Raw genomic sequence first — 23,483 nt, forward strand, 5'->3', positions numbered from 1 at the left:
CTGGAACAGCAGCCCCCCCTTGGCTTCACCGCTCCTTGACGCGATCTTCGCATAAGCCCGGTTCACCGGGATGACTGGATGCCGGTTTGCCGCTCCCGTCCGGGCACTGCGATAATCAACCGGTTACCAGTGCGCCCAGCGCCCCCGAAGGTCTTTCCCCGGAGAATCCCATGTCTGATGTCAGCGTAGTGATCGCCGGTGCCAAGCGCACCGCCATCGGTTCCTTCCTCGGCCAGTTCACCGGCGTGCCCACCCCGAAGCTCGGCGCGGCCGCCATCAAGGCGGCGCTGGAGCAGTCCGGCGTGGCCGCCGCCGACGTGAGCGAGGTGATCATGGGCTGCGTGCTGCCGGCCAACCTCGGCCAGGCGCCGGCGCGGCAGGCGGCGATCCACGCCGAGCTGCCGCTGGCGGCCGGCGCCACCACCATCAACAAGGTGTGCGGCTCGGGCATGAAGGCGATCATGCTGGGCCACGACCTGATCAAGGCCGGCTCGGCCAGCGTCGTCGTGGCCGGCGGCATGGAGTCGATGACCAACGCCCCGCACATGGTGCAGGCCCGCACCGGCATCCGCTACGGCGACGGCCAGCTGGTCGATCACATGGCCTGGGACGGCCTGACCAACCCCTACGACGGCAAGGCGATGGGCGTGTTCGGCGAACTGTGCGCCGACAAGTACCACTTCACCCGCGAGGAGCAGGATGCGTTCGCCACCGCCTCGGTGACCCGTGCGCTGGACGCGCAGAAGAACGGCGCCTTCGCCGGCGAGATCGTCCCCTTCACCGTGGCCGGCCGCAAGGGCGACGTGGTGGTGGACTCCGACGAACAGCCCGGCCGTTCGGACGTCAGCAAGATCCCGACGCTGCGCCCGGCGTTCAAGAAGGACAACGGCACCATCACCGCCGCCAGCTCGTCGAGCATCTCCGACGGCGCCGCCGCCGTGGTGCTGCTGTCGGCCGACGACGCCAAGGCCCGCGGCCTGGCCCCGCTGGCCCGCATCGTCGCCCACGCCACCCATTCGCAGGAGCCGGAGTGGTTCACCACCGCCCCGGTCGGTGCGATCCAGAAGGTGCTGGACAAGGCCGGCTGGAAGGTCGGCGACGTGGACCTGTTCGAGATCAACGAGGCGTTCGCCGTGGTGGCAATGGCCCCGATCAAGGAGCTCGGCATTCCGCATGACAAGGTCAACGTCAACGGCGGCGCCTGCGCCCTCGGTCACCCGATCGGCGCCAGCGGCGCCCGCCTGGTGGTGACCCTGCTCAATGCGCTGAAGGTGCGTGGTCTGAAGCGCGGCGTCGCCACCCTGTGCATCGGCGGCGGTGAAGCCACCGCGATTGCCGTCGAGCGTCTCGACTGAATCGTCACGCGCCCGGGCGAACAATCCCGGGCGTCGTTTTCGACACTCAGTTAACGGGCGCATTAATGACGCGATTGGGCCCACTTGGGGGCCGGTAGCGGCTTTCACGGGAAAGCGCTATTAATACGCGGCCATACGGCATTCCACGGCAAAGGAGATTCAACATGAAGTTCACGCGTACCCTTCTCGCCTCCGCGCTCGTCGCGCTGCTGGCGGCTTGCAGCAACGGCGCGCAGGATTCCGCGCAGGACGCCCAGAAGTCGGCTGACCAGGCTCAGCAGGCTTCCGAACAGGCCCAGAAGGCTGCCGCCGCTGCGCCGACCACGGCCACCGAGCAGGCTGCCGACCAGGCCAAGGCTGCTGCCGATACCGCCGGCATGGCGGCTGACCAGGCCAAGAGCGCAGCCTCGGCTGCTTCCTCGGCCGCCCCGGCTGGTGCGATGAGCGCCTCGGGCGATGGCATGATGAAGGACGCCAAGGCAGCTGCCTCCAACGCCGCCGACCAGGCCAAGCAGGCGGCCGACGCTGCCAAGAGCGCCGCCGACAACGCCAAGGACGCGATGAAGGACGCTTCGGGCAAGAAGTAATCCGCCCATCGTTGCACGCGTAATGAATCGGCCGCCTCCGGGCGGCCGATTTTTTTTGCGCTCGATATCCCTGCCACCGTGAGTCGCGCAGGGCGAAAAAAAAGCCCCGGAAAATCCGGGGCTTTTTTCAACAGGCGCCGATTTACCCCAGCTCAGAAATCCTGGGTAAAGCGCACGCCGATCGTCCGTGGCTGGTTGGTCACCGTATAGACCTGGCCGTTCGGATACTGCGGCACCACGCCGTGCGCGGCGCACACCGATTCGGCGCACTCGGTGTACTTGTACAACGCGGCACGCTTGTCGAACACGTTGTTCACGTACACGTTCACCGAGAAGCTCGCCCAGTTGTAGCCCGCCGAGAGGTCCAGCGTGGTGTAGGCCGGCATGTCCCCGACCAGGCTGTTCTCGAGCGTGCGCAGATCCGACCGGCGCTTGCCCACGTGCACCACGGCTCCCTGCAGGTAGGCCTCGTTGTTGCCGACGTCCCAGGTGTATCGGGCGACCAGGTTGCCCTTGAACTTCGGGGTCACCGGCAACTGGCTGCCCTTCGGAGCTTCCGGCGTGGCGCAGGCGGTCACCGGCTTGCCGTTGGCATCGGTATAGCCGCAGTAGTTCGCCGTGAGCTTGGCGTCGTAGAACGCCACGCCACCGCTCAGCTGCAGGTTGTAGGTGGCCGCCCAGTTCAGCTCCGTCTCCATGCCGCGGACCTGGGCCTGGTTGGCGTTTCGGATCTCGGTCAGGCCGTTGGCGCCGAGGATGCTGAACTGGAAGTCCTTCCAGTCCTCCTGGAATACCGAGCCGTTGAACGACAGCCGGTTGTTGAGCCAGGTGGTCTTCCAGCCCAGCTCGTAGTTGGTGAGGTAATCCGACTTGTACGGCGGCAGCGAGCCGCGGCGGTTGATGCCGCCGGGACGATAGCCTTCCGAACGGGTGGCGTAGACCATCTTGGTCGGCGAGATGTTCCAGGTCAGGTTGATCTTGCCGAGCGATCCGGTCTCCTTGACGTTCTTGTTGAAGTCCAGGCAGGGCGCGCCACGGAACGGCGTGGGCGAAATGCAGCCCGCCTGGCCGTAGCTCGAACTCGGCGAGAAGCCGGAACTGAAGCCGTAGAAGCCGCCCAGGCTGTTGTCGGCGCGGAAGTAACGTCCACCGATGGTCGCGGTCAGGGTGTCGGGAATGAGGTCGTAGGACAGCTCGCCGAACACCGCCTCGTCCTTGTCGGTACGCACCTGCTCGGTCAGCCAGATGGTGTTCGGCCAGCCCGGTACCGTCAGCGCATCGGACAGGCCGTTGATCATGTAGCGCTGTTCGATGTCGTGTACCGACTTTTCCCAGAACAGGCCACCGACCGCGCGCAGGCGACTGTCCTTCGGCGAGGCCAGGCGCAGCTCGTGGCTGTCCATGGTGTAGTGGTCCTTGCCGATGATGTACTGCGACGGATTGATCAGCGCTCCGCTGTTGTCGTAGATGTAGGTGCCGTAGCCGGCCAGCGTGTCGTACCAGAACGAGTAGTCGCTGTAATCGTTGTGCTCTTCCTGGTTGCGCTTGAGGTGCGCGTAGGCATAGGTCAGGTCGAAATTGCCGATCTTGCCCTGCACCGTCATCGCCGCCTGCCACCAGCGGTCGGTCTGCCACTCGGGGTAGAAGTGAGAGATCGCCAGATCGCCAAGCGCGGTGTCGCTGGCCATGTTGCCGTTGGCGGTGGTCTTCTGGCCCATGAAGGTGCCGTCGATCGACCAGTCGTCGTTGAGATTGACCCGCAACGCGGCGCGTCCGCCGTTGGTGGTGTTGTCGTTGTAGTGGTTCTTGGCGGCGTGCGTGCACACCATCAGGCTGCTCGGCGTGCACGAGGAGGTATTGCTGACCGTACCGCCCCAGCTCGGATAGGTGCGGGTGCCGGGGATGTTGTCGACGTAACCCGCGTCACGCTCGTGCCAGCCGACCAGGCGGATCGCGGCATTCGAGGAGATCGGCACGTTGAGCATGCCCTCGGCCAGGTTGCCGATGCCGCCGTTGGCCACCGTGTCGACGCCCGCGGTGTAGCTGGCCGCGAAGCCCTGCGGATCGGGCTTGTTGGTGATGATGCGCAGGGCACCGGACTGGGCGCTGGCGCCGTAGAGCGAGCCCTGCGGGCCGGCCAGCACCTCGACGCGGGCGATGTCGTACATGTGGATGTCGAGCGGACCGGTCACGGTGGTGACGGGCTGTTCGTCCAGGTACACGCCGACGCTGGGCCGCGAGCCGGAGTGGTTGCCGTCACCGCCGCTGGCGATGCCGCGCATGTAGATCTCCGAGAATCCCGGTGCGGCACTCTGGTAGGACACGCTCGGCAGGTACTTCACGTAGTCGTCGAAGCTGTTGATGTGCAGCTGCTCGATCTTCTCGGTACCCAGCACCTGGATGCTGATCGGCACCTTCTGCAGATTTTCCGTGCGCTTCTGCGCGGTCACCGTGACGGTGCTGAGCTGGGCCACCTTCTGGTCTTTCGGCGGCGTGGCGGACGACGGCGCGCTGGCGTCCTGCGCGAACGCCGGTGCGGCGATCGCCAGGCAGATGGCAGCGGCCAACGGCATGCGGGACAGGCGCCTGCGCGCAGCCCCGGAGGCTGGTGTATTTCGGTGTCGATGCATCGGTTCCCCTCCCAAAAAGAGACAATTCCCCAAACGGCCCTTGACTACGCTCCCTCTTGATCCGGCACCCCGGGATACGCCCGGAGCACCGCTCCCAAACCCTGCTCGAGCGGTCCCAGCCAGGGCGCGTAATGCCGCCACTGGTCCACGCCCTCGCGATAGATCGGCCGGCGCACCTGCTCGGAGCTGGCGGTTCGCACCGCGCGCTCGTTCTCGAAGAAGCGCAGGCACGCCTCCTCGAACGGCAGGCCGCAGTGCGCCAGCAAGCGGCGCACCTCCCCTTCGGTGTCCTCGACCATGTTCTCGTAGATGACCCGGTGCACCCGACCCGGCAGCACGGCGTCGAAATGCGCCATCAGCCGCACGTAATCGGCGTAGTAGCGGGCCAGGTCCTCGAGCCGGTAGCTGAAGCTCTGGCCACGCGCGAAATGCTGCTTGAAGCCGGAGAAGCAGCACGCCATCGGATGCCGCCGCGCATCGATGATGATCGCGTTGGGCAGCATCAGGTGGATCAGCCCGATGTGCATGAAATTGTTCGGCATCTTGTCGATGAACAGCGGTGCCGGCGTCTTGCGCTGGATCCGCGTGTGCGCCAGGTAGCGCTCGCCCAGCTCGCGCAGCGCGTCGGCGTCGAGCCGGGCCAGCGCGTCGTGGTAGGGCATCGGACTGTCGCCCTCGACCTGCTCGCGTAGCAGCCGGGTGATCGATGTGATCTCCGGCAGCTCCATCGTGCCCTCGACCTGGCTGTGGCTGGACAGGATCTGCTCGATCAGGGTGGAACCGGAACGCGGCAGGCCGACGATGAAGATCGGGTCCCGCGCGGTGCTGCCGCTGCCGGCGCGCTCGGCGAAGAACTCGCGCGTGTAATGGCTCGCGATGTGTTCGACCCGCGCGTGCGTATCGTCGGCGCTGTAGTGGAGCTGGCCGTGACGGCGGGCGTTGCCCGCGGCGTAGTGGCGGAACGACGCCTCGTAATCGGCGGCGTCCTCCAGCGCCTTGCCCAGCGCGAAGTCCAGATGCAGGCGGTCGTCGTCGGACAGGTCGGTGCGCGCGAGCTGCGCGCGCATCGTCGCCATGTCCGCCTCGGTGAAGCGGAAAGTCTTGAGGTTGGCCAGGCTCCACCAGACTTCGCCGAACGACGGCGTCATCGCCAGCGCCCGCCGGTAGGCCTCGATCGCGCGATCGGTGAGGCCGGCAGTCTTCAGCGCGTGGCCGTAGCTCATCCACACCGGGGCATTGTCCGGGTACTCGGCCAGCAGCCCGGCGTAAAGGTCGATCGCCGTGTGGTAGTCGCCGGTGCGGCACAACACCACGGCCTTGAGGTTGCGGTGTGCCGGGTGCTTCGGCTCGGCGGCAAGCAGGCGCTCGAGCTCGACCAGCGCCTGCTCCGGCAGGTTGGCCCGGTGCAGCAGCAGGGCGTAGTTCTGCCGGGCGGCATGGAAGGCCGGGGCCAGTTCCAGGCAGCGCTCGAGCAGCAAACGGGCTTCGTCGGTGCGCCCGACCCGGGCCGCCAGCTCGGCGAACATGCGGATCGCCACCACATCGGTGGGCGCCTCGCGCAGATGCTGGCGCAGCATGGCCTCGGCCTCGGGAATGCGCTCGTCGGCCAGAGCGGCCCCCGCCGCCATCAGCCGCGGATCGGTGGCGGCATGCCGCACGTGCCCGAGATACGCCTCGGCGGCCGCATCCGCGTCGCCGGCATCGAGCAGCCGATCGGCCAGCACGCGCCAGGCCTGCGGCAGGTCCGGCTTCAATGCCACCGCACGGCGCAGCGCGGCGATCGCATCGTCCAGGCGGCCGGCCTGGCTCAGCGCCAGGCCCAGCTCGAACTGCACCGCCGCCCACTTCGGCTGCGAGGCCGCCAGCGGCTCCAGCACGGCCAGCGCGCCAGCCAGGTTGCCTTGCGCCGCACGCGCCGCCGCCAGCAGTTGCAGCGTGGGCGGATGCTCCGGCACGGCCTTGAGGATCTCCCCCGCCTGCGCCTCGGCCATCGCGGGGTCGCGGGCCAGCAGGCGCCCGGCGTGCGCCAGTGCCTGCTCCAGCGAGCCGGTGGCCGCGGCCGCCGTCACCGGAGGTACCGCGATGCGGAGGACGTCAGGGGCGTGGCACGGGACATGGTGGCGGCGGCTCCTTACAAGTTTTTAAGCAATCTATAGTCGAAATCGAGCGACTGGTAGTAGGACTTCACCAGAATGCGTTCGTCCTGCCCGTGCGAGCGGTCGTCGTCCACGTCGTAGGGGATGCCGTTGAACACGTAGGACGGCATCCCGGCCGCCCGCAGGAACACGCTGTCCGAGGCACCGGCGGACATGTACGGCGACACCGGCATGGCATGCCCCCAGACCGCCTTCGCCGTCCGTGCGACCTGCGCGAACAGCGCCGGATCGATCGGACTGGGCGGACTGGCCGGCGCCGGGGCGACCGGCGCCACCTCGATCTGCGGATCGTCCAGCGCCTGCCGGATCGCCGCCTCGACCTGCGCCGGTGGCTCGTCCGGCAGGATGCGGCAATTCACCGTGGCCCGGGCCATCTGCGGCAACGCGTTCTCCGCATCGCCGCCAGCCAGCAGGGTCGGTACACAGGTCGTGCGCAGGTGGGCGTTGTTGTAGGGGCTGGAGGCGGCCAGCCGCTGCATTGCCGCGGGATCGGACGGATCGTGGGCGACCGCGCGCATGTCGGCCGCGGTCGAGCCGGTATACAGCGTGGCCAGCTGCGCGTAGTAGCCGCGCGTGGCCGAGTTGGTATGCAGCGGGAACTCGAGCTTGGACAGCCGCATCAGTCCCGCGGCGAGCCGGTAGATCGCGTTGTCCGGGGTCGGCAGCGAGCTGTGCCCGCCGGGGTTGCGCACGGTCAGGGTGTAGCTGGCATAGACCTTTTCGGCGGTTTCCACCGCGACGACCTCGGGCCGGCCGTTGCGGATCTCCGGGCCACCGCCGTCGACGTTGATCGAGTACTGCGAGCGGATCAGTTCCGGACGATGCGCCAGCAGCCACTGGATGCCGTTGGACTTGCCGTCCTCCTCACCCGCGGTGAGCGCCAGGATGTAGTCGCCCTTCGGCTTGAAGCCTTCCTGGTGCAAGCGCAGCAGGGTGGCGACCAGGCCGGCGCCGGCGCCCTTGATGTCCATGGTGCCGCGGCCGTAGTAATAGCCGTCCTTTTCGGTCAGCTTGAACGGCTGGAAGTGCCAGTCCTGCGGCAACGCCTCGACCACGTCCAGGTGCGCCAGCAGCAGCACCGGTTCGCGCTGGCCCTGCCCGCGCAGGCGCACCACCAGGTTGCGCCGCTTCGGATCGTCGCCCACCACCTGCACGTCCGCCGCCGGAAACCCGGCCTTGAGGAAACGCTGCGCCAGCGCCTCGGCCAGCACCGTGGTGCTGCCGTGCTCGGAGGTGGTGTCGGTGCCGATCATCTGCACCAGCAGATCGTGCGCCAGCGCCCGCTCACCCGCCGGCACCGGGTCGGCGGCCTGCGCGGCCCACGGCAGCACCACGCCCAGGGCGAGAGGAAGGGCACGACGGAGGATTCGGCTCATGGACGCTCCAGGATCAGGGCGAGGCCCTGGCCGACGCCCACGCAGAGGCTGACCAGGGCACGTTGCTGACGGTGCCGACGCAGCGCGAACGCCGCGGTCATCGCCAGCCGGGCGCCGCTGGCGCCGAGCGGATGACCGAGCGCGATCGCACCACCGTTGGCGTTGACATGCTCCGCGTCGTCGGCGAGGCCGAGCGCACGCGTGCAGGCCAGCACCTGCGCGGCGAAAGCCTCGTTGATCTCGATGCGGTCGAAGTCGGACAGGCGCTGGCCGGTGCGCGCCAGCAGCTTGCGGATCGCCGGCACCGGGCCGATGCCCATGGTGCGTGGCGCGACGCCGGCCGAGGCCATGCCGGCGACGCGCGCCAGCGGCTCCAGGCCGAAGCGCTCGACCGCCGCGCCGGATGCCAGCAGCAGCGCCGCAGCGCCGTCGTTGAGGCCGGAAGCGTTGCCGGCGGTGATGCTGGTATCCGGTCCCAGCAGCGGCTTGAGCTTGTCCAGTTGCCCGGCGGTCGTGGCCGGACGGGGATGCTCGTCCACCGCGACCAGCTCGCCATCCTTGCCCACCGGCACCGCCGTGATCTCCTCGGCCAGCCAGCCCTCGGCCTGCGCATGCGTCGTGCGCGCCTGGCTGCGCAGTGCATAGGCGTCCTGGCTGGCGCGATCGATGCCGTGTTCGCGGGCGAGGTTCTCCGCGGTCTGCGTCATCGAGTCCACGCCGTAGCCGGCGCGCATCGCCGGGTTGACCAGCCGCCAGCCCAGCACGGTGTCCTCCAGTTGCTGGCCACGCGCGAAGGCGGCATCCGCCTTGGCCATGACGTAGGGCGCGCGGGTCATGCTCTCCACGCCGCCGGCGATCACCAGTTCGGCCTCGCCGCAGGCGATCGCGCGGGCCGCCTGCCCCACCGCCTCCAGGCCCGAGGCGCACAGCCGGTTGACCGTCACACCCGGCACCTCCGGCGGCAGCCCTGAAAGCAGCGCGGCCATGCGTGCCACGTTGCGGTTGTCTTCGCCGGCCTGGTTGGCGCAGCCGAGGATCACCTCGTCGATCATGGCCGGATCGAGCTGCGGGTACCGCGCCAGCAAGGCGTGGATCGGCAGCGCCGCAAGGTCGTCGGTGCGGATGCCGGCCAGCGCGCCGCCCAAGCGGCCGAACGGCGTGCGCGTCGCGTCCACCAGGAAGGCGTTACGCATAAGCCCCCCGGATCGCCTGCTGCGGCAGCCAGCCGCCGCGGGCGATCGCCTGCTGCACCGCCGCCTGCGTCTCGCGCAGCGCCGGCAGGATCTCCTTCAGCGCGCGCTTCGGCGCGTCCTCGCTGTACGGCATGCCGACGTTGAGCGCGGCGACCGTGCTGCCGTCGGCAGCGCGGATCGGCACCGCGATCGAGCACAGCCCGTGCTCCAGCTCGCGCGACACCAGCGCATAGCCCTGCTTGCGCACGCGGGCCAGTTCGGCCTTCAGCGCGCCGACCGTGTGCAGCGTCTGCGGCGTATAGGCGCGGAAGGTCTGTCCCTCCATCCACGCGGCCAGCGCGTCGTCGTCCAGGTCGGCCAGGATCGCCCGCCCCATCGAGGTGGCGAACGCCGGCAGCCGCGCGCCCACGCCCAGCGCCACGCTCATCACGCGGCGCACCGGCACGCGCAGCACGTAGACGATGTCCTGGCCGTCAAGCACCGCCATCGAGCAGCTCTCGCCGACGCGGTGCGACAACTGCTCCAGGCTCTGCTGGGCCAGCTCGGTGAGGTCGAGCGAAGTGAGGTAGCTGTAGCCCAGCTCCAGCACGCGCGGGGTCAGGAAGAAGCTGCGTCCGCGACTGCCGACGTAACCCAGATGCTGCAGCGTCAGCAGCAGCCGGCGCGCCACCGCGCGCGACAGCCCGATGCGCTCGGCCACCTGCGACAGGCTCGGGCTGGGCATCTCGTGGTCGAACGCCCGCAGCACCTGCAGGCCGCGCGCCAGCGACTGCACGTAGTCGGGACTTTCCTCGAAGGGTTGGGAGGCCATCGGCTCGCTTGGGTCCATTGACAGGCCGAGCGTAGAAGCATTCCAATGAGTTCGCAATACGAATTCTTGTTCGATTATCGAACATTTATCGGGGGAGAGCGTGGCGTGAGCAACGAACGCGACAGCGTGCTGCACAGCTGGTGTGTACCGTCGACGTGGCAGGCGCCCACCGTGGTCAGCGGGCGTGGCGCCCACCTCGAGCTGGCCGATGGCCGGCGCGTGCTCGACATGAGCAGCCTGGCCGAGTGCAGCAACCTGGGCCACCAGCATCCGGCGGTGGTGCAGGCGATCCGCGAACAGGCCGAGCAGCTGTGCTTCGTCACCGCCGCGTGGGGGGCCGAACCGCGCAAGGCGCTGGCCGAGGCACTGCTGGAGAAATCCGGCTTCGACGGCGGCCGGGTGTTCTTCACCCTGGCCGGTGCCGACGCCAACGAGAATGCGGTGAAGTTCGCGCGCCTGGCCAGCGGCCTGCCGCGTGGACACATCGTGGCGCGCGAGCGCTCCTACCACGGCGCCAGCTACGCCGGCATGGCGCTGTCCGGCGATGCGCGCACCAGCGACCAGGTCGACGCCGAGGCCTTCGGCGTGATCCGCGTGCCGGCGCCGTACGCCTACCGCTGTCCGTTCGGCAGCACCGACGACGACAGTTGCGGCCGGCTCGCCGCCGACGCCGTGGGCGAGGCGATCGACCGCGCCGGTGCGGACACCGTCGCCGCCGTGCTGATGGAACCGAACGCCGGCACCAACGGCATCGTCGCCCCGGACAGCTACTGGCCCGCCCTGCGCGCGGCGACCCGCGAACGCGGCGTGCACCTGATCGCCGACGAGGTGATGAGCGGTTTCGGCCGCTGCGGCGAGTGGTTCGCCTGGCAGCGCCACGGCGAAGCCGGCCGCCCCGACCTGATGACGCTGGCCAAGGGCCTCACCGGCGCGCACCTGCCGCTGGGCGCGGTGCTGCTGTCGGCCGAGGTGTACGCGCGGCTGGCCGATCGCATGCTCTACACCGGCCTCACCTACTGCGGCCATCCGCTGGCCTGCGCCGCCGGCGTCGCCGCCGTGCGCGCCTACGAGGACGAGCAGTTGATCGAACGCTCGCGTCGACTCGGCGCCACGATGTTTGCCGAGCTCAAGGCGATGCAGGCACGCCACCCGGTGATCGGCGACGTGCGCGGCGGCCACGGCCTGTTCGCGGTGATCGAGCTGGTCGCCGACCGCACCAGCCGCACGCCGCTGGCGCCGTGGCCACAGTTGCCCGCCACGCTGGGCGCGCTGCTGCGCGAGGCGATGGACGAGGGCGTTTCGCTGGCTGCCCGCGGCAACCTGCTGATCCTCGCGCCGCCGCTGGTGATCGAGGAAACCGCGCTGGCCGACGCGCTGGCGCTGATCGACCGATTGCTGGGGAAGCATTTCCCCGCCCATGCCTAAAGGGGTCCCCATGAGCTTCCGCCTCACCTACGCCACCATGTACGACCCGCCGGAAGCCATGCACGAACGCTTCGAGGCGGCACTGGCCCGCGTTTCGGCCACGCTCGGCGCGCGGCACGGCCTGTTCATCGACGGCCGCGATGTCGATGCGGAGCATTCCTCCGACCGCCGCGCGCCGTTCGACAACGCCCTGCATCTGGGCCACTTCGCGCTGGCCGACGAAGCCGATGCCGACCGCGCCATGCGTGCGGCACAGGCCGCCTACCCCGCCTGGCGTGCCACGCCGGTGGCCGAGCGCGCGCGGCTGATGCGCCGCGTCGGCGACCTGCTGGAGGAGCGCGTCTACGACATCGCCGCCGCGCTGGTGCTGGAAGTGGGCAAGAACCGCATGGAGGCGCTGGGCGAGGCGCAGGAGACAGTGGACTTCTTCCGCCACTACGCGGACGACTTCGAAAGCCACGCCGGCTACCACCACACGCTGCCCGACGACCCGATCGAGGGCGTCGTCTCGCACAACGCCAGCGTGATGCGCCCGTACGGCGTGTGGGTGGTGATCGCGCCGTTCAACTTCCCGCTGGCGCTGGCCGGCGGCCCGACCGCCGCGGCGCTGGTCACCGGCAACACGGTGGTGGTGAAAGGCGCCAGCGACACGCCGTGGGCCGCGCGCCTGCTGGCCGACTGCATCCGCGACGCCGGCCTGCCGCCGGGCGTGTTCAACTACCTCTCCGGCAGCAGCCGCGAAGTCGGCGCGGCGCTGGCGCAGCATCCGCTGGTCGCCGGCCTCACCTTCACCGGCTCGGTGGCGGTCGGCCGCCAGCTGATGCGGCAGATGGCCGGCGGCGCCTGGCCGCGACCGTGCGTCGCCGAGATGGGCGGCAAGAACCCGTGCATCGTCACCGAGCATGCCGACCTCGACGACGCCGCCGCCGGCATCGTGCGCTCGGCCTACGGCATGAGCGGGCAGAAATGCTCGGCACTGTCGCGGCTGTACGTGCACGAGCGCGTGGCCGACGCGCTGATCCAGCGCCTGCAGCAGCGCATCGGCGCGCTGCGCATCGGCGACCCGCGCGAGCGCGATCAATGGATGGGTCCGGTGGTCAACGCCACCGCCTACGGCCACTACCGGCAGTACATCGACGAGCTGGAGGCCGGTGGTGCCACCGTGCTGGCCGGCGGGCGCCGGCTGGGCGAAGGCACCGGCGGACCCGCGGAACTGGCCCGCGGATTCTTCGTCGAGCCGACCCTGGCCGAAGCGCCGCTGGGTCATCCGCTGTGGCAACACGAGATGTTCCTGCCGATCCTCACCCTGCACCGCGTCCGCGACCGCGACGAGGCGATGCGACTGGCCAACGACACCTCCATGGGCCTCACCGCCGGCTTCTACGGCGGTGCCGACGAGGTGGCGTGGTTCCACGAACACATCGAGGCCGGCGTGACCTACGCCAACCGTCCGCAGGGTGCGACCACCGGCGCCTGGCCGGGCTACCAGCCGTTCGGCGGCTGGAAGGGTTCGGGCTCCACCGGCAAGGCGATCGCCTCGTTCTATTACCTGGCGCAGTACCTGCGCGAGCAGTCCCGCACGGTGGTCGAGTGAGCGCCCACGGATGAGCTGCCAGCACCTGCAACTTGCCGAAGCCATCGAGCGGTTCGTGCACGACGGCGCCAGCGTGGCGCTGGAAGGCTTCACCCACCTGATCCCGTTCGCCGCCGGCCACGAGATCATCCGCCAGCGCAAGCGCGACCTGCACCTGATCCGCATGACGCCGGACCTGGTCTACGACCAGCTGATCGGCATGGGCTGCGCGCGCAGCCTCACCTTTTCCTGGGGCGGCAACCCCGGCGTGGGCTCGCTGCACCGCCTGCGCGATGCAGTCGAGCACGGCTGGCCGCATGCGCTGGAGCTCAACGAACACAGCCACGCCGGCATGGCCGCGGCGTTCACCGCCGGTGCGTCGCGACTGCCGTTCGGCGTGCTGCGTGGCTATATCGGCACCGACCTGCCCGCGCACAACCCGAACATCCGCCGCATCGCCTGCCCGTTCACCGGCGAATCGCTGGCGGCCGTGCCCGCGCTCAATCCCGACGTCACCATCCTGCACGCACAGCGTGCCGACCGCGCCGGCAACGTCGCCATCGACGGCATCGTCGGCGCCGCGCGCGAGGCAGCGCTGGCGGCGAAGACGCTGATCGTTACCGTCGAGGAGGTCGTCGACGCACTGCCACCGGCGATGAACGGCATCGTGCTGCCGCACTGGACGGTGGCCGCGGTGGTGCACTGCCGCGGCGGCGCCTACCCGTCCTACGCACAGGGCCACTACGCCCGCGACAACGCCTTCTACCAGCGCTGGGACACGATCGCCCGCGATCGCCAGCGCTTCCTCGACTGGATGGACCACCACGTGCTCGGCACCCGCGACCACCGCGCCTTCCTCGCCTCGCTGCAGACGGAGGCCACCGCATGAGCGCCTGCACCCGCGACGAGTGGATGACCGTGGCCGCCGCGCGCCTGCTGGCCAACGACAGCGTCTGCTTCGTCGGCATCGGCCTGCCCAGCGCCGCCTGCAACCTGGCCCGGCTCACCCACGCGCCGGAGATCGTGCTGATCTACGAGTCCGGCACCATCGGCACGCGGCCGGACGTGCTGCCGCTGTCGATCGGCGACGGCGAGCTGGCCGAGACCGCCGCCTGCGTGGTGCCGCTGCCGGAGATCTTCAGCTTCTACCTGCAGGCCGGACGCGTGGACGTCGGCTTCCTCGGTGCCGCGCAGATCGACCGCTTCGGCAACCTCAACAGCACCGTGATCGGCCCGTACGAGCTGCCGTCCACGCGGCTGCCCGGCGCCGGCGGCGCGCCGGAGATCGCGCTGCACGCCCGGCAGGTCTTCGTGATGGCGCGGGCCACGCCGCGCAGCTTCGTCGAGCAGCTGGATTTCCGCAGCAGCGCCGGCTACCTCGACGGCCACGGCGCCCGCGCCCGCGCCGGCGCGCCCGGCGGCGGCCCGCGTGCGGTGATCACCGACTTCGGCATGCTCGCCCCGCACCCCGGGAGCGAGGAGCTGCAACTGGTCGCCCTGTTCGATGGCATTGGGGTGGAGGAAGCCCGCGCCGCCGTCGGCTGGCCGCTCAAGGTCGCCGACCGTCTCGACACCATCGCCCCGCCCAGCACGCACGAGCTGGACACCCTGCGCGCGCTCAACGCGCGTACCCGCGAGGCGCACGCGCGCCCCGTGCACATTCCTCTCTGACGCAAAGGTTCTGCCGTGAACGCCCACATCAAGACCGCTCTCCCCGGACCCAAGGCGCAGGCGATGATCGCCCGCGACGCCGAAGTGATCTCGCCGTCCTACCCGCGCGATTACCCGTTCGTGATGTCGCACGGACGCGGCACCGAAGTGTGGGACGTGGACGGCAACCGCTTCCTCGACTTCATGGCCGGCATCGCGGTGTGCGCCACCGGTCACGCGCACCCGCAGGTGGTCAAGGCGGTGCAAGACGCGGCGGAGAAATTCCTGCACATCTCCAGCGACTACTGGCACGAGCAGATGGTCGGCCTCGGTGAGCGCCTGGCCGCGATCGCACCGATGGGTGAGCCGGCGATGAGCTTCATCTGCCAGTCCGGCACCGAGGCGGTGGAAGGCGCGCTCAAGCTGGCCCGCTACGTCACCGGTCGGCCGCGCTTCATCGGTTTCCTCGGCGGCTTCCACGGCCGCACCTTCGGCTCGCTGTCGTTCACCTCCAGCAAGTACACCCAGCAGAAGGGCTTCTCGCCCACGCTGGCCGGCGTCACCCACGTGCCCTACCCCAATCCGTACCGGCCGCTGTTCGCCGGCAACGACCAGGGCGAGGCGGTGCTCGACTACATGCGCATGCTGTTCCAGCGCAGCGTGCCGCCGAGCGAGGTAGCGGCGGTGCTGGTGGAACCGATGCAGGGCGAAGGCGGCTACCTGACGCCGCCGGACGGCTTCCTCGCCGGCCTGCGCGCGCTGTGCGACGAGCACGGCATCCTGCTGATCTTCGACGAAGTGCAGTCGGGCATCGGCCGCACCGGCAGGATGTTCGCCTGCGAGCACTGGGGCGTGCAGCCGGACATCCTGACCTCGGCCAAGGGCCTGGGCTCGGGCCTGCCGATCGGCGCCGTGATCGCCAGGAAGTCGATCATGTCGCAGTGGAAGCGCGGCGCCCACGGCAATACCTACGGCGGCAACCCGATCACCTGCGCCGCCGCCAACGCCACGCTGGACCTGGTCCGCGGCGGCCTGTCCGACAACGCCGCCAGGGTCGGCGAGCACTTCATCGCCCGCCTGCGCGAACTGCAGCGCGACTATCCGTGCATCGGCGACGTGCGCGGCAAGGGCCTGTGGATCGGCATGGAGCTGGTCGAGAGCGACGCGAAGAAGACCCCTGCCACCGCGCTGTGCGACGCGGTGATCACCCGTGCGTACCACAACGGCCTGCTGCTGCTCTCCTGCGGTACCAGCACGGTGCGCTTCATGCCGCCGCTGACGGTGAGCACGGAGGAAGTGGACGAGGCGATCGCGCTGCTGCGCGCCAGCCTCGACCAGGCACTGGCCGGGGCCTGAGCATGCCGCCCCGCGCGAACGCCGCACCGATCGCCGCCGCTCTGCCGGCGGCGATGTCCGGTGCGGCGTCCGCACAAGCCACCCCCGCCGGACGCCGGCCACACGCCTGCGCTTCCCATGCAAGGAGATCGTCGATGATCCGACGCCTGTCCGGGCTCGCCCTTCTGGCGCTGCTGGCACTGCCGATGGCCGCACCCGCCGCGGAGAAGACCCCGTTCACCCCGGCCGACATCAACCGGCTCGCCGCACTGTCCGACCCGGCCCTGTCACCGGACGGCCGCTGGCTGCTCTACACCGTCACCACGACCAATGCCGACACCGACCAGCCGCAGTCGGATCTGTGGCGGGTCGGCTTCGACGGTCGCGGACGCACCCAGCTCACCCATACGCCCGACGCCGACGAGTCGCAGGCGGAGTGGTCCGGCGACGGCAAGCTCATCGCCTTCCTCACCGACCGCAAGACCGGCACGGACAAGGACGACGAAGACAGCGGCTCGCAGGTCTGGACGATGCCCGCCGACGGCGGCGAGGCGCACCAGGTCACCCATCTCCCCGCCGGCGTGGAGGAGTTCGCGCTGTCGCCGGACGGCAAGCGGCTGGCGGTGATCGCCTTCGACCCCGAGCGTCCGCCGGGAACCAAGAAGCCGAAGAACCCGCCGCCGATCGTCACCGACCGCTTCCAGTTCAAGGACGACGACTCGGGCTGGCTGGGTGCGCGCCACAAGCACCTGTACGTGGTCGACATCGCCAGCGGCCAGACTACCGAGCTCACCCCCGGCAAGCACGACGAGCAGTTGCCTGCGTGGTCGCCGGACAGCCGGCAGATCGCCTACGTCACCAAGCGCGGTGCCGACCCCGATCGCCATCTCAACTACGACATCTACGTCATCGATGCCCGCGCCGGTGCCAGGGAGCGCCAGCTCACCACCTTCCCCGGCGCCGACCTCGACCCGTACTGGGTCTCGCGCCCAGCCTGGTCGCCGGACGGCAAGCGCATCGCCTACCTGCGCAGCGGCGAGGACAAGTGGATCTACTACGCGCCCTGGCAGCTGGCGGTGATCGACGTAGCCACCGGCAAGTCGACGATTCCCGCACCGATCGACCGCTGCTTCACCCACCCGACCTGGGCGCCGGACGGGCGCAGCGTGTACGCGCTCATCGAGCAGGCCGAGGTCACCCACCTGGCGCGCATCGACGTGCCCAGCGGCAAGGTCACCGAGCTGACCCACGGCGACCGCTTCGACGTGGACCTGTCGGTAGCACGCGACGGCCGCATCGCCGTGCTCGGCGGCGACGACCTGCACCCCTACAACATCTCCGCGCTCGATGGCGGCCACCTGCGCCTGCTGGCCGACCACAACGAGTGGCTGGCCGGCAAGCAGCTGGCGAGCACCGAGACCCTGCACTTCACCGGCGCCGACGGCACCCCGCTCGACGCGCTGCTGGTGAAGCCGATCGGCTACGTGAAGGGCAAGCGCTACCCGACCATCCTGCGCGTGCATGGTGGCCCGGTGTACCAGTTCAGCCATGAGTTCATGGAGGACTGGCAGGTCTACGCGGCCAACGGCTTCGCCGTGCTGGCGGTGAACCCGCGCGGCAGCTCCGGCCGCGGCTTCGACTTCGCCAAGGCGATCTACGCCGACTGGGGCGACAAGGACATGCAGGACCTGATGGCCGGCGTGGACCATGCGATCAAGCTCGGCGTCGCCGATCCGGAGCACCTGGGCATCGGCGGCTGGAGCTACGGCGCGATCCTCACCGATGAGGTGATCGCCCGCACCACGCGCTTCAAGGCGGCGATCAGCGGTGCCGGCACCGGCAACATGTACGGCATGTACGGCGATGACGAATACGCCCGCGAATACGAGCTGGAACTGGGCACGCCCTGGGACCACCGCGCCGCCTGGGACCGCGTCAGCTACCCGTTCCTGCACGCCGACCGGATCACCACGCCCACGCTGTTCCAGTGCGGCCAGATCGACTTCAACGTGCCGTGCATCGGCGCCGAGCAGATGTACCAGGCGCTGCGCTCTCGCGGCGTGCCGACCGAGCTGGTGGTCTATCCCGGCCAGCACCACGAGATCAGCGTGCCGAGCTACCTGCTCGACCGCATGCGCCGCAACCTCGCCTGGTACGAGCGCTTCCTCAAGCCGGGGGACAAGGCGCCGTGACCCGGGCTCCCTCAGTGCGGCGGCTGGTAGCGACCGAAGCGCTTGAGCAGCGCGACCAGCTCCGCATGGGGGATCGCCTTCACGCAATGCCCGCCCTCGCCGCACATGTCCTTCGCCGCGATCATCGCGTTGACGATGGCCTCCTCGCTAGCCTGCACGGTGGCCTCGAACAGCGGGTCGATGTGGTCGTTGCCGATGAAGCTGGCCTGCTGCAGCGGCCGGTCGTGCAGCGCGTCGGCATTGGCGGTGGAGAACGCCACGAAGATGTCGCCCGAGCCGTTGCCGGAGTAGCTGCCCATCCGCGCCAGCCCCATGCCGGCGCGCCGGGCGATGCGCTTCAACTGGTGCGGCAGCAGCGGCGCATCGGTCGCCACCACGATGATGATCGAGCCGGTGTCCACCGCCGCCGGGTTGGTCGCGCTGTACAGGCGGTCCTCGCGCAGGTACTGGCCCACCGGCACGCCGGCGATGCGCAGGCTGTCGCGCAGGCCGTAGTTGGCCTGCACCAGCACACCCAGGGTGTAGGTCGACTCGCCGATGCGCACGCGCCGCGAGGCGGTGCCGATGCCGCACTTGAACTCGTGGCAGATCATGCCGGTACCGCCGCCGACGTTGCCCTCGGCGACCGGCCCGCCCTTCGCCTCATGCAGTGCCTGCGCGGCGTCCGCGGCGTGCACGTGGAAACCGTTGATGTCGTTGAGCTCGCCGTCCCAGGTCTCGGCCACCACCGGCAGCGACCACCAGTAGCCCGAGGCGTCCGCACCGCCGGCGTGCACGCGCTCGGCGATCACCGCGTCGCGCACCACGCCCACGCTGTGGGTGTTGGTCAGCATCACCGGCCCCTCCAGCTGGCCGGACTCCTCCAGCCAGGTGGTGCCGGTCATCTCGCCGTTGCCGTTGAGCGCGAACCAGCCGCCGAACGCGGGGATCTCGTAGCTGGCCTTGCCACGTGGCAGGATCGCGGTCACGCCAGTGCGCACCTTGTGACCGTCGGGGAGGTCGCGGATCAGGGTGACCTGGCCCACGGTGACGCCGGCGACGTCGGTGATGGCATTGAGCGGCCCCGGGGTGCCGTCGAACGGGATGCCCAGGTCGCGTGCGCGGGGACCGGCCGCCTGTGCCAGTCCGGCCAGCGCACACAGCGCCAGCGTCAACGTGAAACGGAACATGAGGCCTCCCCCGAAGCGACCGTCGTGGTCGCGCCAGTCTATTCCGATCGCGGAGCACTGCATGCAAGCTGAGACGTACCCCCCCGGCCTCGACCGCGCCACCGCCCTGCCCGCCCGCTACTACGTGGGCGAGGCGATGCTGGCGATGGAACACCGTGCGGTATTCGCACGCAGCTGGCAGCTGGTGGCGCACCAGGGCCAGCTCGCCGAGCCCGGCGACCACGTGGTGGAACAGGTCGGCCACGTGCCGGTGATCGTGGTACGCGGACAGGACGGCGTGCTGCGTGGCTTCGTCAACGTCTGCCGCCACCGCGCCGGCCCGCTGGCGCTGTGCAACGGCAAGGGCGCGCGTGCCCTGCACTGCAAGTACCACGGCTGGACCTACACCCTGGAAGGCCAGCTGCGCAGCGCGCCCGAGATGCAGGGCGCGGCGGACTTCGACGTTGCCGACATCCGCCTGCCGCCGATCCGCGTGCACGAGTGGCAGGGCCTGGTGTTCGTGGCGCTGGACGACGCCGTGCCGCCGTTCGAGCAAGTCTACGGCGGCATCGCCGAGCGCATCGCGCCGATCGATCTCGCGGCGATGCGCTACCTGCGCCGCGACAGCTACGACATCGACTGCAACTGGAAGGTCTACGTCGACAACTTCCTCGAGGGCTACCACCTGCCGCATGTGCATCCGGGGCTCTCGAAGGTGCTGGACTACCGCGCCTACGACACCGAGCTGTTCGACTGGTATTCGCTGCAGTCCTCGCCGCTGCGCAACAGCACCGCGATCTACGGCGACGGCGAGGCGTTCTACTACTTCGTCTATCCCAACGTGATGCTCAACATCATGCCCGGCCGCATGCAGACCAACCGCATCGTGCCGCTGGGTCCGGACCGCTGCCGCGTGGAGTTCGACTACTACTACGCGCAGGACGCCGCCGCGCAGGCGCGCATCGCCGCCGACCAGGAGTTCAGCGACGAGGTGCAGCAGGAGGACATCGACATCTGCGTCGCCGTGCAGCGCGGCCTCACCTCCGGCACGTACGAAGCCGGCCGGCTGTGCCCGAAGCGCGAAAGCGGTGTCTGGCACTTCCACAACCAGTTGCGCGCGGCCTACGCCGCCGCGGGAGAGCACGCGTGAAAAAGGCCCTGCCCACCCTGCTGCTCGCCCTCGCTGCGGCCCTCGCCGCACCCGCCCATGCTGCATCCGCCCAGGCCACCGACCGCACCGTGGTGCATGCCGGCCACCTGCTCGACGTCGACAGCGGCAAGATGCTGGCCGACCAGGCGGTGACGCTCGCCGACGGCAAGGTCGTCTCGGTGCAGCCGTGGTCCGCCGACGCGGCCAAGGGTGCGCGCGTGCTCGACTGGACCGCCTGGACGGTGGTCCCCGGCCTGATGGACATGCACACGCACATCTCCGAGGAAGCCGAGACCGCCGACATCGCCGCGCCGCTGAAGATCAGCCCGGCGCAGCAGGCGTTCATCGGCGCGATGAACGCGCGCAAGACGCTGCAGGCCGGCTTCACCACCGTGCGCGACGTCGGCGTGTACCGCGGCTTCGCCGACATCGCCCTGCGCGATGCGATCAACGCCGGCGAGATTCCCGGGCCGCGCATGTTCGTGGCCGGCGCCTACATCACCGCGCCCGGCGGCGGCGGCGAGATCACCGGCCTGCCGCCCGGCACCGTGGTGCCGCCGGAGTTCCGCCAGGGCGTGTCGCGGGGCGTGGACCAGGTGCGCCAAAACGTGGACAAGATCCTCGACCACGGTGCCGACCTGATCAAGGTGATCGCCACCGGCGCCGTGCTGGCCAACGGCACCGAACCGGGCAAGCCGGAATTCACCGAGGCGGAGATCCACGCCGCCGTGGTGGAGGCGGCCAAACGCGGCAAGTTCGTCGCCGCCCACGCGCACGGGGCCGAGGGCATCAAGCGCGCCATCCGCGCCGGCGTGCGCTCGATCGAGCACGGCTCGCTGATCGACGACGAAGGCATCGCGCTGCTGGTCAAGCACGGCACCTGGCTGGTGGCCGACATCTACGATGGTGACTACATCGAGGAAGTCGGCACCCGCGACCACTGGTCGCCGGAGATCCTGCGCAAGAACGAGGAGACCACGCTGGCCCAGCGCGAAGGCTTCCGCAAGGCGGTGAAGGCCGGCGTGCACCTGGCCTTCGGCACCGACGCCGGTGTCTACCCGCACGGCCAGAACGCCCGCCAGTTCGCCTACATGGTGCGCTGGGGCATGACCCCGCTGCAGGCGATCCGCTCGGCCACCATCGACGCCGCCCGCCTGCTCGGCAAGGAAAAGGAGCTCGGCTCGATCGCCCCCGGCAAGGCCGCCGACCTGGTCGCCGTCGGCTGCGACCCGCTGCATGACATCGACTGCCTGCGCTCCATCCGCGGCGTGATCAAGGCCGGTACGCCGGTGTCGCTGGAGTGATGGGCGTGTCGTGGTTTTTTAATGGCTCGGCTCAGCCGCTCCGGCCGGCTTCTGCCGGAAGGGCACAAGGCTCCTCTCCGTCATCCCGGCGAAAGCCGGAGGCGCTTCATCAACAGCCGAAGGGCTGGTCATCCAGCGTCTTTGCACTCCACAAGCTTGGAGTCACTGGATCCCGGCTTTCGCCGGGATGACGCTGAGGAATCACACGCATCACATGAACACCCAACCCTCGCACCACCACGAGCGCACCCCATGACCCACAGCACCAAGATCGGCTTCTGGACCTGCACCGCGCTGGTGGTGGGCAACGTGATCGGCATGGGCATCTTCCTGCTGCCCGCCTCGCTTGCGCCCTACGGCTTCAACGCCCTGATCGGCTGGACCGCCACCCTGCTCGGCTGCCTCGCGCTGGCCCGCGTGTTCTCGCACCTGGCGCACGTGCTGCCCGATGCCGACGGCCCCTACGGCTACATCCGCCGCACTCTCGGCGACCTGCCGGCCTACATGGCGCTGTGGGCATACTGGGTCTCGCTGTGGCTCACCAACGCGGCGCTGGCCACCGGTGCGGTGGGCTACATCACGGTGGTGTTCCCGGCGCTGCAGGTGATCCACCCGGCGGTGTTCGCGCTGGGGCTGCTGTGGCTGTTCGTCGGCATCAACCTGATGGGCGTGCGCGCCGGCGGTGGCGTGCAGATCGTCACCACCGCGCTCAAGCTGCTGCCGATGGCGGCGATCGCCCTGCTCGGCGCCTGGGTGCTGCTGCATTCGCCCGCCAGCTACACCGCACACCTGCCGGCCACCCCGGTAAGCCTCAAGGACACCATGGCCGCCGGCACCATCGCGCTGTTCGCCATGCTCGGCATCGAGGCGGCCAGCGTACCGGCCGGCCGCGTGGACAACCCCGGCCGCACCATCCCGCGCGCCACCATGGCCGGCACCGTGCTCACCGCGGTGATCTACATCATCGTTTCCACCGTGCCGCTGCTGCTGATCCCGCAGCAGGAACTGGGCAGCGCCAGCGCGCCGTTCGCATTGCTGATGGACCGCTTCGGTGGCGCCGGCTTCGGCCGCTGGCTGTCGCTGTTCGTGGTGGTCAGTGGACTGGGCGCGCTCAATGGCTGGACCCTGCTGGTGGGCGAGCTCACCCGCACCATGGCCAACAACGGCGTGCTGCCTTCGGTGTTCTCGCGCGACAACCGCCGCGGCGCGCCCGCGGTGGCGCTGGTGGTCACCGGCGTGCTTGGCTCGGTGATGGTGTGGATGAGCTACAGCAAGTCGCTGGTGGCCGCTTTCACCTTCATCACCCGCGTGGTTACCGCCGCCAACCTGCCGTTGTACCTGTGCTGCTCGCTGGCGCTGATCGTGCTGTGGCGCCGCGGCGCGGTGCGCAGCGCGGCGCTGGTCCCGGCTGTGCTGGGCGTGCTGTTCGTGGTGTTCGCCTTCATCGGCATCGGCCACGAACCGCTGGTGCTCGGCCTGGGCCTGATCGCCGTCGGCCTGCCGCTGTACGCCGTTATGCGGCTGCGTCGCAAGCCGCAGGCGGTCAAGGCCGCCACGCCATAAGCCCCACGCCCGTCATCACCAGCGAACGCTGGGAC

The 23,483-nt window shown here is 69.6% G+C and carries 17 protein-coding genes; 11 read left to right on the top strand and 6 right to left on the bottom strand.

All coding sequences use genetic code 11. The annotated features are described in order from the left end of the window. Window positions 1-170 precede the first annotated feature (170 nt). Window positions 171-1,355: a thiolase family protein gene (locus ATSB10_RS07480; RefSeq protein WP_063671753.1), complete on the top strand. Its 1,185-nt coding sequence runs from the start codon at window positions 171-173 to the stop codon at window positions 1,353-1,355. A 164-nt stretch (window positions 1,356-1,519) separates the two neighbouring features. Then, the gene (locus ATSB10_RS07485; protein WP_063671755.1) at window positions 1,520-1,942 is read left to right on the top strand and encodes a hypothetical protein; all 423 of its coding nucleotides are present in this window, start codon (window positions 1,520-1,522) and stop codon (window positions 1,940-1,942) included. 152 nt (window positions 1,943-2,094) lie between these two features. Here ATSB10_RS07485 and ATSB10_RS07490 read toward each other — a convergent pair whose 3' ends face one another. The 5 genes from ATSB10_RS07490 to ATSB10_RS07510 all read right to left on the bottom strand — a co-directional run bounded on the left by ATSB10_RS07490 (window position 2,095) and on the right by ATSB10_RS07510 (window position 10,108). Then, a complete protein-coding gene (locus tag ATSB10_RS07490) occupies window positions 2,095-4,515 on the bottom strand; it encodes a TonB-dependent receptor (RefSeq protein ID WP_205631108.1) in 2,421 nt (806 codons plus the stop codon). 101 nt (window positions 4,516-4,616) lie between these two features. Continuing rightward, window positions 4,617-6,641, bottom strand: coding sequence for a tetratricopeptide repeat-containing sulfotransferase family protein (locus ATSB10_RS07495; RefSeq protein ID WP_063671756.1), 2,025 nt, complete (start codon window positions 6,639-6,641; stop codon window positions 4,617-4,619). Between the two features lie 62 nt (window positions 6,642-6,703). Then, window positions 6,704-8,104 (bottom strand): M20/M25/M40 family metallo-hydrolase, encoded by a 1,401-nt coding sequence (locus tag ATSB10_RS07500; RefSeq protein WP_063671758.1) that lies wholly within the window; start codon window positions 8,102-8,104, stop codon window positions 6,704-6,706. Beyond that, window positions 8,101-9,297, bottom strand: coding sequence for a 3-oxoadipyl-CoA thiolase (gene pcaF / locus ATSB10_RS07505; RefSeq protein WP_063671760.1), 1,197 nt, complete (start codon window positions 9,295-9,297; stop codon window positions 8,101-8,103). The genes ATSB10_RS07500 and pcaF overlap by 4 nt, the downstream gene beginning before the upstream one ends. Continuing rightward, window positions 9,290-10,108, bottom strand: a complete 819-nt coding sequence (locus ATSB10_RS07510; protein ID WP_083966134.1) for an IclR family transcriptional regulator domain-containing protein — start codon at window positions 10,106-10,108, stop codon at window positions 9,290-9,292. The genes pcaF and ATSB10_RS07510 overlap by 8 nt, the downstream gene beginning before the upstream one ends. Window positions 10,109-10,213: 105 nt before the next feature. Here ATSB10_RS07510 and ATSB10_RS07515 point away from each other — a divergent pair, with 105 nt between their 5' ends. The 6 genes from ATSB10_RS07515 to ATSB10_RS07540 all read left to right on the top strand — a co-directional run bounded on the left by ATSB10_RS07515 (window position 10,214) and on the right by ATSB10_RS07540 (window position 18,283). After that, window positions 10,214-11,533 (top strand): aminotransferase family protein, encoded by a 1,320-nt coding sequence (locus ATSB10_RS07515; protein ID WP_063671764.1) that lies wholly within the window; start codon window positions 10,214-10,216, stop codon window positions 11,531-11,533. 10 nt (window positions 11,534-11,543) lie between these two features. Then, the gene (locus tag ATSB10_RS07520; protein WP_063671766.1) at window positions 11,544-13,127 is read left to right on the top strand and encodes an aldehyde dehydrogenase family protein; all 1,584 of its coding nucleotides are present in this window, start codon (window positions 11,544-11,546) and stop codon (window positions 13,125-13,127) included. 10 nt (window positions 13,128-13,137) lie between these two features. Further along, window positions 13,138-13,995 (top strand): CoA transferase subunit A, encoded by an 858-nt coding sequence (locus ATSB10_RS07525; RefSeq protein WP_063671768.1) that lies wholly within the window; start codon window positions 13,138-13,140, stop codon window positions 13,993-13,995. Next, a complete protein-coding gene (locus tag ATSB10_RS07530) occupies window positions 13,992-14,777 on the top strand; it encodes a CoA-transferase subunit beta (RefSeq protein ID WP_063671770.1) in 786 nt (261 codons plus the stop codon). The genes ATSB10_RS07525 and ATSB10_RS07530 overlap by 4 nt, the downstream gene beginning before the upstream one ends. Window positions 14,778-14,792: 15 nt before the next feature. Then, window positions 14,793-16,112 carry an acetyl ornithine aminotransferase family protein gene (locus ATSB10_RS07535; RefSeq protein ID WP_063671772.1) on the top strand — a complete coding sequence of 440 codons (1,320 nt, stop codon included), beginning with the start codon at window positions 14,793-14,795 and terminating at the stop codon, window positions 16,110-16,112. Window positions 16,113-16,246: 134 nt separating this feature from the next. After that, a complete protein-coding gene (locus tag ATSB10_RS07540; RefSeq protein WP_083966135.1) occupies window positions 16,247-18,283 on the top strand; it encodes a S9 family peptidase in 2,037 nt (678 codons plus the stop codon). An 11-nt stretch (window positions 18,284-18,294) separates the two neighbouring features. Here the strand turns inward: ATSB10_RS07540 and ATSB10_RS07545 are convergent, their stop codons facing one another. Then, a complete protein-coding gene (locus ATSB10_RS07545; RefSeq protein ID WP_063671775.1) occupies window positions 18,295-19,452 on the bottom strand; it encodes a DmpA family aminopeptidase in 1,158 nt (385 codons plus the stop codon). A 61-nt stretch (window positions 19,453-19,513) separates the two neighbouring features. On the opposite strand from ATSB10_RS07545, the gene ATSB10_RS07550 reads away from it, so the two are divergent. The 3 genes from ATSB10_RS07550 (at window position 19,514) to ATSB10_RS07560 (ending at window position 23,448) form a co-directional block, all read left to right on the top strand. Further along, window positions 19,514-20,581, top strand: a complete 1,068-nt coding sequence (locus ATSB10_RS07550) for an aromatic ring-hydroxylating oxygenase subunit alpha (RefSeq protein WP_063671777.1) — start codon at window positions 19,514-19,516, stop codon at window positions 20,579-20,581. Beyond that, entirely contained in the window at window positions 20,578-21,885 is a 1,308-nt protein-coding gene (locus ATSB10_RS07555) for a Xaa-Pro dipeptidase (protein ID WP_236886524.1), read from the top strand. Before ATSB10_RS07550 ends, ATSB10_RS07555 begins: the two co-directional genes overlap by 4 nt. Window positions 21,886-22,137: 252 nt before the next feature. Continuing rightward, window positions 22,138-23,448 carry an amino acid permease gene (locus ATSB10_RS07560; protein WP_063671779.1) on the top strand — a complete coding sequence of 437 codons (1,311 nt, stop codon included), beginning with the start codon at window positions 22,138-22,140 and terminating at the stop codon, window positions 23,446-23,448. Window positions 23,449-23,483 lie beyond the last annotated feature (35 nt).

Origin of the sequence: Dyella thiooxydans, from assembly GCF_001641285.1 — a bacterium.
GTDB classification, from domain to species: domain Bacteria; phylum Pseudomonadota; class Gammaproteobacteria; order Xanthomonadales; family Rhodanobacteraceae; genus Dyella_A; species Dyella_A thiooxydans.